Consider the following 11,947-nt stretch of genomic DNA (forward strand, 5'->3'; position numbering starts at 1 on the left):
GCGATCATAATGCCTCTCTAAACATTCTCAGACTGGGATTAGAGTCTGTTGGTATCCAATCCATAGAAGCCGCCGGGTTTACCCGTGCGGAGTAGTCACCATGATACAAGGCGCACGCTATGTCCACACGAACCTCATCGCCCGCGATTGGCGCAGGCTCGCCGAGTTTTACCAGTCACTCTTCGCTTGTGTCCCCGTCCCCCCCGAGCGCAACTACTCAGGTGTCACTCTTGAAGCGGGAACGGGTGTGCCAAGGGCAACCTTGCGCGGTGTTCACCTGCGTCTGCCCGGCTACGACGGCAGCTCTGGGCCAACTTTAGAGATCTACAGCTACACGCCGGACGAAGACGGTCCCGCTCCAAAAGTGAACCGTCCCGGCTTTGGGCACATCGCTTTTGAAGTTGACTCTGTAACCAATGCCCAGCGCGACGTGCTCACGGCAGGCGGCTCTGCAGTCGGGGAGATCGTGACACTGACAACGGCTACGGGAGCGCGTGTCACCTGGTGCTATGTCACCGACCCGGAGGGAAATATCATCGAGCTCCAGTCCTGGGGGTAAACTGAGGGCATGTCTTTTGATGTCACGGTAATTGGGGCGGGGATGGCGGGGAGCGAGGCGGCGGGGCAGGCAGCGCAGCGGGAAGTGCTCGCCGGAGGAGACACTCCCGTCGGGGATACCGTCACACTGACCAACCCCGCTCTCGATCCCATCTCAAAAATGCCCGAATTTAAAGTCTGCGCCGCACGCATCAAGCCCGTTTTTCAGTTAAATGTAACCCATCCGACACAATCACGAAATATTCACGAAATATTTCTCCTGTAACCTATTTATTATCGGGCAAACAAAGCTGTAGTCCTGATAATCGTTCGTTTATTTTCGGCGAAGATGCCCCTGACATTCGTGTTTGGAGGGGTTTCGTATGAGGTTTTCACCTTACTTGGGTGCACTAGTCTTATTATTACTCCCTGGAGTTGTCCAGGCGCAGACAAAAACGACCTACTCAGGCTCGCTTCGCCTTCGGCAAGAGGCGTGGGACTGGTTCAAGCCCGGCACAGGCAGCTACCAGAATGCCTACACGTTCACGGGGTTTCAATTCCGCTACGGTGTCACACAGACCACCAAGACAGGCGAGAGCAAGCTAGAGCTGCAATCCACGCAGCTTCTCGGACTCCCAACCCGCGCTGCCTCCCCGGCTCCCCTAGGTGCACTGGGCCTAGGCGCGACCTATAAAGCGGCCAATGGTAACCAAACGGGCAGCTTATTTATCAAGCAAGCCTACTTTCTGGACAAGAAGCAAGGCATTCGCGCCGGGCGCTTTGAGTTTGCGGAGGGCAATGAGAGCATTCCAGAAACCCCCAGCTTGGCCTGGGTAAAAAAGCAGCGCGTCTCCGAGCGGCTGATCGCGGGCTTTGGCTGGACTCATGTCGGGCGCGCCTTCGACGGTATCCAGTACAGCAAGACCAGCAAGACCAGAACGAATTTAACGGGCCTGCTCGCCTACCCTACCGCAGGTGTCTTTGATTTAGACGGAGCAAAGACGCTCACCGATGTTCGGGTGGCCTATCTGAGCACAACCAAAGCAACCAAGACCGAGGACAAGCGCCTCTTTGCGATTGCCTACGAAGACGTCCGCAAGGGAATCACTAAGTCTGAGAACTCAACGACAGCGGAGATGGGCGCACTCAAGCTCTACACGCTCGGCGGCCACTATCTTGCCACCAAGCCAACTAAGAGCGGAGCCTGGGACTTTATGGGCTGGGCCGCGCTCCAGGGCGGCGACTGGGGCACGAAGACACAAAACGCGAGCGCCTACTCGCTCGAAGTGGGCTACAAGCCCAAGAAAGCCATGTGGGGCGCGTGGTACCGGCTCGGCTACGATGTTACCAGCGGCGACGGCAACCCCGCCGACAAGACGCACGGGACGTTCTACGCGATGCTCAACACGCCGCGCATCTACGCACGAACCCCGTTCTACACCGAGGCCAACGCCAAGGATATCTTCTTTCAGGTGATGGCAAAGCCGAGTCCCAAGCTCGCGCTCCGTGCCGACTACCACTCGGTCTCACTCGCCAGCGGAAAAGACCTCTGGTATGTCGCCGGGGGGCCGTTCCAGAGCAAGCCCGCCTTCGGGCTGGTCGGACGAAAGACCAACGGGAGTAGTGCGCTCGGGGATTTACTGGATATCTCGGCGGACTACACGCTGAGCAAGTCCGCCACGGCCACACTCTATCTGGGGCAGATGCTGGGCAAGTCCGTGATTCAGGGAATCTACGGCGACAAAAACGGCCTGCTGGGCTACGGCGAGCTGACGTATAAGTTCTGACGAAATACTCTCGAAACAATCTGGTCATGTGAACGAAACAAAGCGCACGTAGACTAAATTTAGTAGCGAAAGAGTACTCCACGCAGAGCGTTCTCTCGAATCTCGACACTCTCGGCACCGCCGCCACCGACTGGGCAGAACGCCCACGCACACTGGAAAGGCGAACGACTGTGACACTCAGCGATCTAAAAAAAGGGGGACATACCCCCTCGCTCCTGGCAGCATTTCTCTACTTTGATATCTCATTCATGGTGTGGGTGATTTTAGGGGCACTCATGCCCTTCATCTCCAAAGACCTCCACCTGTCGGACGCGACCAAGCTCACGCTGGTGGGCATCCCCCTTCTCTCCGCTGGGGCCTGGCGCATCCTACTAGGCGTCCTGGCGGATCGCTTCGGCTCGCGAATCGTCGGAATAGCAGCGCTCTTTGCGACCCTGGTGCCACTGGTGCTCGGCTGGCAGCTCGGGCACTCGTACGGCGGGCTGGTCTGTGTGGGGATCCTGCTGGGAGTCGCTGGGGCCTCGTTTGCCGTCGCGCTCCCCCTAGCGTCGCGCTGGTACCCGCCACACCTCCAGGGAATCGTGATGGGAATCGCGGGTGCGGGTAACTCAGGAACGGTACTGGCGACTCTGCTGGCTCCGCTCTTTGCACGCTCCTTTGGATGGCAAGCGGTCTTCGGGGTAATGATGGTGCCCGTTATCTTAGTGCTGGCGCTCTTTGCCCTTCTTGCCAAAGACCCCCCTCGTGCCGCCAAACCCGCCCCCCTCGCACACTATCTCGCGGCGGCGAAGGAGCCCGATGCATGGTGGTTCTGCCTGCTGTATTTCGTCACGTTCGGTGGATTTGTCGGACTCTCGAGCTTTATCAATACGTTCTTTGTGGATCAGTTTCACTTCCAGAAAGCAACGGTAGGGCTGGCTACCTGGCCCTTTATTGTCGCGGGTTCGTTCCTACGGCCCGTCGGCGGGGCTCTCGCAGACAAGCTGGGGGGCGTAAAAATGCTGACGGTGGTCTACGCAACCGTTGTCGGAGCCGCACTCCTGGTCGCCTTTTCGTCACAGAGCTTTCTTCCGACGGCCTTCGCGCTCTTTCTGCTCATGGGAACTCTGGGAATGGGTAATGGCTCGGTGTTCCAACTGGTGCCGCAGCGCTTTGCGGATCGGATCGGAGCAATGACGGGGCTGGTCGGTGCAGCGGGAGGTGTCGGTGGCTACTACCTTAATTTTGCTCTGGGACACCTCAAGGAGGCGACCGGAACCTACGCGAGCGGCTTTATCGCCTTTGCCCTGATCGCGGGCGCCGCCCTCGCTGTCCTGCGCGGCATCTCCCCTCGCTGGGTTCGGGAGTGGCTGGGCACAAATGGTGTGGTTCGCAGCACGAAAGGCACCGTGAAAGCATGAAAGAAAAACTGGTGGTGATTGGCAACGGGATGGCGGGTGCCCGCACTGTCGAGGAGATTCTGGCACGCGGCGGTGGTGAGCGCTTCGAGATCACGATGATCGGCGACGAGCCCTACGGCAACTACAACCGTATCTTGCTCTCCAATGTGCTCAATGGTGCCCAAGAGGCCAACGAGATATTTCTGAACCCGCTGGCCTGGTACACAGATAATGGAGTTGAGCTGATCGCCGGGGTTCGCGCGGCAGCAATTGACCGAGAGAGCCGCTCGGTGGCGCTGGCGGATGGCCAGAGCATTGCGTATGACCAGCTGATTATCGCCACCGGGAGCCGCCCGTTTGTGCCCCGCATGGAAGGGCTCTACACCGAAGAGGCGGATAGCGTGATGCGCTCTGGGGTCTTTGTCTTTCGCACGATTGACGACTGCTCCAAGATCGCGGGAACGGCGGCGAAGGCACGAAAAGCGGCGGTGATCGGGGGCGGACTGCTCGGGCTGGAGGCGGCGCGAGGGCTGCTGCGCTTTGGCTGTGAAGTCCACGTGATCCATCTCTCGACCAGCCTCATGGAAAACCAGCTCGACGCAACAGCGGGGCGGATCTTAAAAGCCACGATGCAGAAGATGGGTGTCCATGTGCACCTAGAAAAAGCCACGACAAGCATTCTGGGCGACTCCGAGGTGACGGGTCTTGCCTTCAAAGATGGCACGACGCTCGACTGCGATATGGTGGTGATCTCGTGCGGCATCACGCCCAACACGGAGATCGCTAAAGCGTGCGGTTTGAGTGTCGAGCGTGGCATTGTAGTCACCGACGCGATGCAGTCCGTTGACGATGAAAAAATATGGGTGGTGGGCGAGTGCGCCCAGCACCGCGGGCGTGTCTATGGCCTCGTCGCGCCGCTCTGGGATCAGGGCGTGGTCCTCGCGGACCGCTTAACGGCAAGGAAGCCCGAGGCAGTTTATGGAGGCTCGAAGCTGGCGACCAAGCTCAAGGTCATGGGTGTGGAGCTTGCGTCTATGGGCGTGACGGGCGCACAAGAGGACGACGATGAGGAAATTGTCTACTCCGAGCCAAAGACGGGCATCTACAAGAAGCTCATTATCCGCAACGGTCAGCTTATTGGTGCAATCCTGCTGGGCGATGCCGATCGAGCGGGCTATCTCATCCAAAACTTTGATCGTGGCAACGCCCTCCCCGACGAGCGTGCCCTCATGCTCTTCGATATTGGTGAGGCTCCCGCGCTGGGCGCGACCATGATCGAGATGCCCGAGGCGGCGCAGGTGTGCAACTGCAACGGCGTGACCAAGGGCGCCATTGTTAAGTGTGTGGGGAACGGCGCACGAAGCCTGAAGATGGTGATGGAACAGACCCGGGCGGGCACGGGCTGCGGAAGCTGCAAGAAACTGGTCGGGGAGATTGTGGACTGGGCCTGCGATGGTCAGACCGAGGAAGATCCCAGTGTGCACTACTACGTCCCTGGCGTGCCGCTCAAGAAAACCGAGCTGGTCGAGGCGATTAAAGCCCAAAGTCTCAAGTCCGTTAGCGCCGTCTTCAACGCGCTAGCTGAGGGGCGAGAAGATGCCGGGAGCAAGATGGGCCTGGCCTCACTGCTGCGCAGCCTCTGGGGAGCGCAGTACGAGGACGAGCGCGATGCGCGCTACATCAATGACCGCGTCCATGCCAATATCCAGAAAGACCGGACCTTTAGTGTCATTCCCCGAATCTACGGTGGGATTACGACCGCCGACGACTTGATTAAGATCGGACAAGTTGCCAAGAAATACGATGTCCCGATGGTAAAGTTCACCGGCGGCCAGCGCATTGACTTGCTCGGCATTAAGAAAGAAGACCTGCCGGGGGTTTGGCAGGATCTCGGGATGCCGTCGGGCCATGCCTACGCAAAAGCCTTTCGCACCGTCAAAACCTGCGTCGGCACCGACTTCTGCCGTTACGGCTTAGGAGACTCCACCACGCTCGGGATCACTTTAGAAAAACGCTACCAGGGCTTAGAGACGCCCGGAAAAGTCAAGATGGCAACGGCGGGTTGCCCGAGAAACTGCTCTGAAGCCTATGTCAAAGATGTCGGTTACGTGGCAATAGGCGATGGCAAGTGGGAGATCTATATCGGCGGGGCCGCCGGTGCCCATATCCGCAAAGGCGACTTGCTGGCCGTGGTAGGGTCTCATGAAGCGGCCATCACGCTCACGGATCGTTTTTTACAGTACTACATCGAGAACGCCCGCTACCTGGAGCGCACCTACGGCTTTGTCGAGCGCCTCGGAATCGCCCCCCTTCGCGCCCTTCTCGTAGATGACAGCGAGGGGCTGGCTTTACAGCTGGAGGCGGCACTGAAAATCCAGCTTGATGCCTACGTGGATCCGTGGGAAGAGGCGCTGGTCAATAAAAACCCCAACCAGTTCCGCTCCGAGCTGAGGGTAGTAAACGCATGAGCGATTATAAACTGGGCAGTATTGACCAAATCCCCCCTGGTGAGGGCCGCGAGTTTCTGGTCAGGAACATCAAGCTCGCCGTCTTTCACCTGCGAGACGGCAGTGTCTACGCCACACAGGCCGAGTGTCCACACCGGCAAGGCCCGCTTGCCGATGGGCTGACGGGCAATGGGATTGTGGTGTGTCCGTTCCACGCCTGGAAATTCGCACTCGCCACTGGGCTACCTGTCTTTGGCGAGTGCTCGATCCAGACCTATCCGGCACGCCTCGAGGGTACAGAGCTTCTGGTCAGCATTTCCGAGTAATTTAATTATCCCTATCGAAATAGTAATATTTATGATACAGTAATTTTCTATGGCGAGTTCGTCTCACTACCAGCCTGTCTACCTCGACCTGCACGGCAAGCAAGTGGTTGTGATTGGCGGCGGCTATGTCGCGGGCGAGAAGCTCTCGGTGCTGTTTGAGAGCGGTGCAAGAATCCGTGTTGTCTCTCCCGAGCTCTCCGAAGAATTGCAGCACTGGCACCAGGAGAAACGCTTTGAGTGGCGGCAGAAGCGCTGGGAGCCGAGCGATCAGACCGATGCTTTTGTAGCCATTGGAGCCACCAACAATAAAACCGTCAATCGTGCGGTTTTTGCGGAGGCCGACCAAAACGGCAAGCTGGGCAACTCCGTGGACGACCCGACGTTCTGTAATTTTATCCTCTCCGCGGTTGCACGCTCTGGCCCGATGCAGGTCGCGATCTCTTCGGCGGGTTGCAGCCCGGCGCTAGCACAAAGAGTCCGAAAGCGCATCCTGGAGGAGATTCTCACGCCGGAGCTGGGCGAGCTGGCAGCGTTTCTGGGGAGCTGGCGGCCCCGCGTAAAAACGGCACTCCCGACCTTTGAGACCAAGCGGAAGTTCTGGGAGGCCGTGCTAGACTCCGAGATTCCTGAGCTTCTGGCGGCGGGAGATATGGCAGAAGCCAGAGCACGGATGGAGCTGCGCGTCTGCTGCCCCCTGCAACAAGAGAGAGGAGCGTGTGATGAGCGGTTTTGTCTATCTAGTGGGTGCCGGGCCGGGCGATCCTGAGCTCATCACGCTCAAGGGGCTCAAGGCGCTCCAGAGCGCCGATGTCGTGCTCTACGACCGACTGGCGGCTCCTGAGCTACTCGAACACGCCCCGAGTCAAGCCGAGCGCATCTACGCGGGGAAAGATCTGGGGACGCCGTCGCAGCCACGCCAGGATGCGATCCACGAGGCGCTCGTGCACCATGCGAAGCTCGGAAAAACCGTCGTGCGGCTTAAAGGCGGCGATCCGTTTGTCTTTGGACGTGGCAGTGAAGAAGCGGCCTACCTCACCGAGCATGGCATCTCCTACGCGGTGATTCCGGGGATTTCGTCGGCGATTGCGGGGCCTGGCGCGGCGGGGATTCCGGTCACGCACCGGGGAGTCTCAGCGGGTTTTTGCGTGTTTGCGGGGCAAGAGGGCGAGGCGAATCACCTCCCCGAAACCCACTGGCAGGCTGCGGCACTCATCGGGACAGCCGTCTTTCTAATGGGGGTCTCGCGGCTTTCCAAAATTCTGGAGAAGCAACGCCAGTACGGCAGACCGGAAAATACTCCCGTCGCTCTTATTGCCTCCGCCACCTACCCGGGGCAGAAAGTTGTCACCGGCACGCTCGCCACTATTGAGAGCCTTGTCACAGAAATCCTCCCCCCGGCGATTATTGTCATTGGAGAGGTTGTGGATGTCCGTGGGCAACTTGGGTGGTAAAAACTCACACCCTAAACCTTCACGTCTTCTTCACGTCAAAAAGCTACGATAAAAATCAGGCGTCGGGAACGGATGCCAAACCGGGCGGTATACTAGCCAGGAGAACTTAGAACGTGTCTGTTGTTTTGCTAGGAGTTAATCACCACACTGCCTCGGTCGCACTGCGCGAGCGCCTCTCTCTCTCAGGTTGCGCACTACGCACGGCACTCGAAGAGCTACGAGCTACAGAGGTAGTCTCTGAGGTAGCGTTGCTCTCGACGTGTAACCGTCTGGAGCTCTATGCCACGCTAAATCCAAAGGCCAACACGGACTGCCTGATTGCGGCGCTCAGCGCTCTCTACTTACTCCCTGAGGATGAGCTGCGCCCCCATCTCGACGTCAAGACTGGCGATGAAGTCACGCAGCACTTACTGCGAGTCGCCTGTGGGCTGGAGTCCATGATTCTGGGGGAAGATCAGATTCTCGGCCAGGTCGGGCTAGCGTTTCAAGAGGCGCAGAACGCCGGTAGCAGCGGGCCGATTCTCTCCCGGCTCTTCGCGCAGGCCACGCAAGCCGGTAAGCGTGCCCGCACCGAGACCGAGATCAGCCGCTACACCACCTCGGTGAGCCATGCGGGAGCGCAGCTTGTGCTCCAGACTCGCCAACCAGGTCAGAGCCGTGTGCTGATTGTCGGTGTTGGCGAGATGGCGACACTGGCGGCGCAAGCACTGCGTAGCAGCTCCGAGCTGGAGCTTGCGATCATCAATCGGACACTGATCCATGCCGAAGACCTCGCGCAAAAACTCAATGCCCGTGCGCTCAGTTGGTGCCAGCTCGATGAGGCGCTTGCTTGGGCGGATGCGGTGATCTGCGCGACGGGCGCTCCCCATACCGTGATCTACTACAGCGAGGTCGCGGCTGTGCAAAAAGCACGCGAAGGCCGCCCTCTCACGCTTGTTGACCTTGCCGTACCCCGCGATATCGAAGAGACGGTCGCCACACTGGAGTCCGTCGCCTACCACGACATTGACGCGCTCCAGCAAGTGATAGATGCCAACTTCGAGCTGCGCCGCGCCGCCATTCCCGCCGTAGAAAATATCATCACGCAAGAGACCGCACGCTTCACCGAGTGGCTCCAGACCCGTGCAGTGACCCCGGTAATAAAAGACCTGCGCGACTGGGCCCAGGGGCTGGCGCAGAGCGAAGTGGAGAAAGCTCTCAGCCGCTTGCCAGGCGCCGATGAAGCCACGCAACGTGCGATTGAGATCCTGGCACACAGCCTGGTCAATCGCCTGATGCACGAGCCCACTCTACGTCTGCGTAGCAATGCCATCGAGGGCAATGGGATTAACTACGCCGACACGGTACGCGATATCTTTGGGCTGGAAGCGGCCCGCTGCCCCTTCGCCGAGAAGCAATAAGTCATGCTGCACTTTGGCACACGTGGCTCCAAGCTCGCCCGCTGGCAGACCGAACATGTCCTACTGATGCTTTCTCTAGGCGGCGGGATGGTCGTGATCCAGACCAAGGGCGACCAAGTACTAGACACGCCCCTGCCGCTTATTGGTGGCAAGGGCCTCTTCACTGCCGAGCTAGAAACTGCACTCCATGCCAATACGATCCAGTGCGCCGTCCATAGCCTCAAGGATCTCCCCACCGAGCAGCCCGACGGCCTGGTTCTGGGCGCGATTTTAGCCCGCGCCCCCGTCGGTGATGCCCTGATCAGCCGCAGCGGAAAGACACTTGCAGAGCTTCCTCAAAACGCCACTGTCGGCACCAGTAGCCGCCGCCGCGCCGCCCAGCTCTTGCGCGCGCGCCCGGACTTGCAGCTTCTGGATATCCGTGGCAACGTGGACACGCGCATTCAAAAAGCGCTCGCGCCCGACGGCCCCTACGACGCCATTCTGCTCGCGCACGCCGGGCTAGAGCGCTTGGGCTACGATAACGTCATCACGGAAGTGCTCCCCTTCGAGATCATGCTCCCCGCCCCCGGCCAGGGAGCGATTGCCGTGCAGTGCCGCGACGAAGCCTGGATTAGAGAAAAACTCTCTCTGATTCACCATGAGCCCACCGCGCAAGCCGTCACCGCCGAGCGTGCCTTCCTCGCCGCTCTGGGCAGTGGCTGCTCGCTCCCGCTGGCCGCCTACGCCAGCATCGAGAACAGTACGCTGACTCTCACGGCACGCATCCTCTCAACAGATGGCACGCGCTGCATCGAAGTGACTGGCACCGCCTCTCCCACCGATGCTGACTCCCTCGGTTCCCAGCTCGCCGACGAGGCAAAAGCCCAGGGAGCCACGGAGCTCCTGGGGTGACGGGCAAGCGCATCGTCAATACCCGCGCCACGCACCAGAACTCCCGCTTCACTTCTCTACTTCGGAGCCAAGGCGCGGAGGTGATCGAGTACCCCTGCATCGCCATCGTCCCGCCCGAGGATGACCGTCCGCTACGCGAGGCACTGGCAAATCTAGCGTACTTTGACTGGCTCCTGCTCACCAGCGCGAACACCGTTCTCGCTCTGGCTGAGTCCCCCCCCCTCCCCCCCGCCCGGCGGGGGAACGCAGCGATTGGCCCAGCGACTGCCAGAGCCGCGCAAGCCTATCTAGGTCTAGAAGCGGTGCTCCTGCCCGAGACATTCACCGCCGAGGCACTGGGCGAAGCGCTACAGATCCAGCCTGGAGAGCGCGTCTTAATCCCGGCGTCGGCAATTGCGCGGACGACACTGGCAGATGTTCTGAGGGCACAGGGGGCGGAAGTGACGGTGGTTGAGGCATACCGAACCGTACCCGGCACGGGCGGCGCGAATGTCCCGGTGCTACTGGCTCAAAAGCAGGTGGATGCGGTAACCTTTACCAGTGCCTCGACTGTGGAGAATTTTATGGATCGCCTAAGCGCCGAGGGCGGCAATCGCACCGACTTAGCATCGGTCTGCGTTGCCTGCATCGGGCCACAAACGGCGGCGATGGCGGAGGCACACGGGCTGCAAGTAGATGTGATATCCACCACGCACACCCTCGACGGACTTATAGAAGCACTGGCAGAATACTTCCTATGAATGAATTGATCTTTCGTCCGCGCCGTTTGCGACGCACGCCGCTCTTGCGCCAGCTAGTGCAGGAGACTAAGCTCGATGCGGCGGACTTTATCTACCCGCTTTTTGTGCGCCACGGCAGCGGCCTGCAAATCCCCATCCGCTCGATGCCCGGGCAGTTTCAGTGGTCGCCGGACACGCTGGTGGAGGAGACGAGCCGCGCTTTTGATGAGGGAATTCCCGCAGTGATTCTCTTTGGCATCCCGGAGATCAAAGATGCCTGTGGGAGTGAGAACGGGAACCCAAATGGAATTGTTCCCAGCACGATCCGCGCCCTCAAAAAAGCCCGCCCGGAGCTGCTAGTGATCTCCGACATGTGCTTTTGCGAGTACACGGATCACGGGCACTGCGGGGTTTTAGACGAGAGCGGCTACCTGCTCAACGATGCCACTCTGGAGCTTTTAGGAAAAGCGTCGGTGGTGCATGCCGAGGCGGGTGCGGATATGATCGCACCGTCGGGGATGATGGACGGGATGATCGGCGCGATCCGCGAGGCGCTGGACGCGAGCGGCCTTGTGAACACTATCACCATGAGCTACGCCGCGAAATACGCCAGCGGCTTCTACGGACCGTTTCGCGATGCCGCCGAGAGCCCACCCCAGTTCGGGGATCGGGGACAGTACCAGATGGACCCGGCAAATCGAAGAGAGGCGCTCCGCGAAGTAGCGCTGGATGTGGAGCAGGGCGCGGATATTCTCATGGTCAAGCCCGCAGGGGCGTACTTAGACATTATCCGAGAAGTGCGCGACACCTACGACTTGCCACTGGCCGCCTACCAGGTGAGCGGCGAGTACGCCATGCTCCACGCCGCCGCGCAGAACGGCTGGATTGATTTGCGGCGCTGCGCCCTGGAGAGCCTGGTGAGCATCAAGCGCGCCGGTGCGGACATGATCCTCACCTACTTCGCCCGCGATGCCGTTCAGTGGCTCGCGGCAGGGTAAACTGGAACG

At 59.8% G+C, this 11,947-nt stretch carries 11 protein-coding genes and 1 pseudogene; all 12 read left to right on the top strand.

The features are described from left to right. Nucleotides 1-100 precede the first annotated feature (100 nt). The 12 genes and pseudogenes from ACH2ED_RS17640 (at nucleotide 101) to hemB (ending at nucleotide 11,938) form a co-directional block, all read left to right on the top strand. On the top strand, nucleotides 101-559 hold the full coding sequence (locus tag ACH2ED_RS17640; RefSeq protein ID WP_395093949.1) for a VOC family protein: 459 nt from the start codon (nucleotides 101-103) through the stop codon (nucleotides 557-559). A 9-nt stretch (nucleotides 560-568) separates the two neighbouring features. After that, nucleotides 569-637 (top strand): annotated as a pseudogene (locus tag ACH2ED_RS17645) (hypothetical protein); the annotation flags it as partial. A gap of 283 nt (nucleotides 638-920) precedes the next feature. Further along, entirely contained in the window at nucleotides 921-2,324 is a 1,404-nt protein-coding gene (locus ACH2ED_RS17650; RefSeq protein ID WP_395093951.1) for an alginate export family protein, read from the top strand. Between the two features lie 170 nt (nucleotides 2,325-2,494). Beyond that, the gene (locus ACH2ED_RS17655) at nucleotides 2,495-3,724 is read left to right on the top strand and encodes a nitrate/nitrite transporter (protein ID WP_395093953.1); all 1,230 of its coding nucleotides are present in this window, start codon (nucleotides 2,495-2,497) and stop codon (nucleotides 3,722-3,724) included. Continuing rightward, nucleotides 3,721-6,171, top strand: a complete 2,451-nt coding sequence (nirB, locus tag ACH2ED_RS17660) for a nitrite reductase large subunit NirB (RefSeq protein WP_395093954.1) — start codon at nucleotides 3,721-3,723, stop codon at nucleotides 6,169-6,171. The genes ACH2ED_RS17655 and nirB overlap by 4 nt, the downstream gene beginning before the upstream one ends. Then, nucleotides 6,168-6,476 (top strand): Rieske (2Fe-2S) protein, encoded by a 309-nt coding sequence (locus tag ACH2ED_RS17665; RefSeq protein WP_395093956.1) that lies wholly within the window; start codon nucleotides 6,168-6,170, stop codon nucleotides 6,474-6,476. Before nirB ends, ACH2ED_RS17665 begins: the two co-directional genes overlap by 4 nt. A gap of 49 nt (nucleotides 6,477-6,525) precedes the next feature. Beyond that, nucleotides 6,526-7,242, top strand: coding sequence for a bifunctional precorrin-2 dehydrogenase/sirohydrochlorin ferrochelatase (locus tag ACH2ED_RS17670; RefSeq protein ID WP_395093958.1), 717 nt, complete (start codon nucleotides 6,526-6,528; stop codon nucleotides 7,240-7,242). Further along, the gene (cobA, locus tag ACH2ED_RS17675; protein WP_395093960.1) at nucleotides 7,196-7,927 is read left to right on the top strand and encodes a uroporphyrinogen-III C-methyltransferase; all 732 of its coding nucleotides are present in this window, start codon (nucleotides 7,196-7,198) and stop codon (nucleotides 7,925-7,927) included. Before ACH2ED_RS17670 ends, cobA begins: the two co-directional genes overlap by 47 nt. A gap of 113 nt (nucleotides 7,928-8,040) precedes the next feature. Further along, nucleotides 8,041-9,327, top strand: coding sequence for a glutamyl-tRNA reductase (gene hemA, locus ACH2ED_RS17680; protein WP_395093962.1), 1,287 nt, complete (start codon nucleotides 8,041-8,043; stop codon nucleotides 9,325-9,327). A gap of 3 nt (nucleotides 9,328-9,330) precedes the next feature. After that, on the top strand, nucleotides 9,331-10,221 hold the full coding sequence (hemC, locus tag ACH2ED_RS17685) for a hydroxymethylbilane synthase (protein WP_395093964.1): 891 nt from the start codon (nucleotides 9,331-9,333) through the stop codon (nucleotides 10,219-10,221). Next, nucleotides 10,218-10,961: a uroporphyrinogen-III synthase gene (locus ACH2ED_RS17690; protein ID WP_395093965.1), complete on the top strand. Its 744-nt coding sequence runs from the start codon at nucleotides 10,218-10,220 to the stop codon at nucleotides 10,959-10,961. The genes hemC and ACH2ED_RS17690 overlap by 4 nt, the downstream gene beginning before the upstream one ends. Next, nucleotides 10,958-11,938 carry a porphobilinogen synthase gene (hemB, locus tag ACH2ED_RS17695; protein ID WP_395093966.1) on the top strand — a complete coding sequence of 327 codons (981 nt, stop codon included), beginning with the start codon at nucleotides 10,958-10,960 and terminating at the stop codon, nucleotides 11,936-11,938. The genes ACH2ED_RS17690 and hemB overlap by 4 nt, the downstream gene beginning before the upstream one ends. Nucleotides 11,939-11,947 lie beyond the last annotated feature (9 nt).

The sequence above is a fragment of the Armatimonas sp. genome (assembly GCF_043757465.1).
In the GTDB taxonomy this organism is placed as follows: Bacteria; Armatimonadota; Armatimonadia; order Armatimonadales; family Armatimonadaceae; genus Armatimonas.

Bases quoted from the DNA above. Each gene is read 5' to 3' on its own strand.
- ACH2ED_RS17640 (WP_395093949.1), top strand. From the start codon at position 101: ATGATACAAGGCGCACGCTATGTCCACACGAACCTCATCGCCCGCGAT.
- ACH2ED_RS17650 (WP_395093951.1), top strand. From the start codon at position 921: ATGAGGTTTTCACCTTACTTGGGTGCACTAGTCTTATTATTACTCCCT.
- nirB (WP_395093954.1), top strand. From the start codon at position 3,721: ATGAAAGAAAAACTGGTGGTGATTGGCAACGGGATGGCGGGTGCCCGC.
- ACH2ED_RS17665 (WP_395093956.1), top strand. From the start codon at position 6,168: ATGAGCGATTATAAACTGGGCAGTATTGACCAAATCCCCCCTGGTGAG.
- ACH2ED_RS17670 (WP_395093958.1), top strand. From the start codon at position 6,526: ATGGCGAGTTCGTCTCACTACCAGCCTGTCTACCTCGACCTGCACGGC.
- cobA (WP_395093960.1), top strand. From the start codon at position 7,196: ATGAGCGGTTTTGTCTATCTAGTGGGTGCCGGGCCGGGCGATCCTGAG.
- hemC (WP_395093964.1), top strand. From the start codon at position 9,331: ATGCTGCACTTTGGCACACGTGGCTCCAAGCTCGCCCGCTGGCAGACC.
- hemB (WP_395093966.1), top strand. From the start codon at position 10,958: ATGAATGAATTGATCTTTCGTCCGCGCCGTTTGCGACGCACGCCGCTC.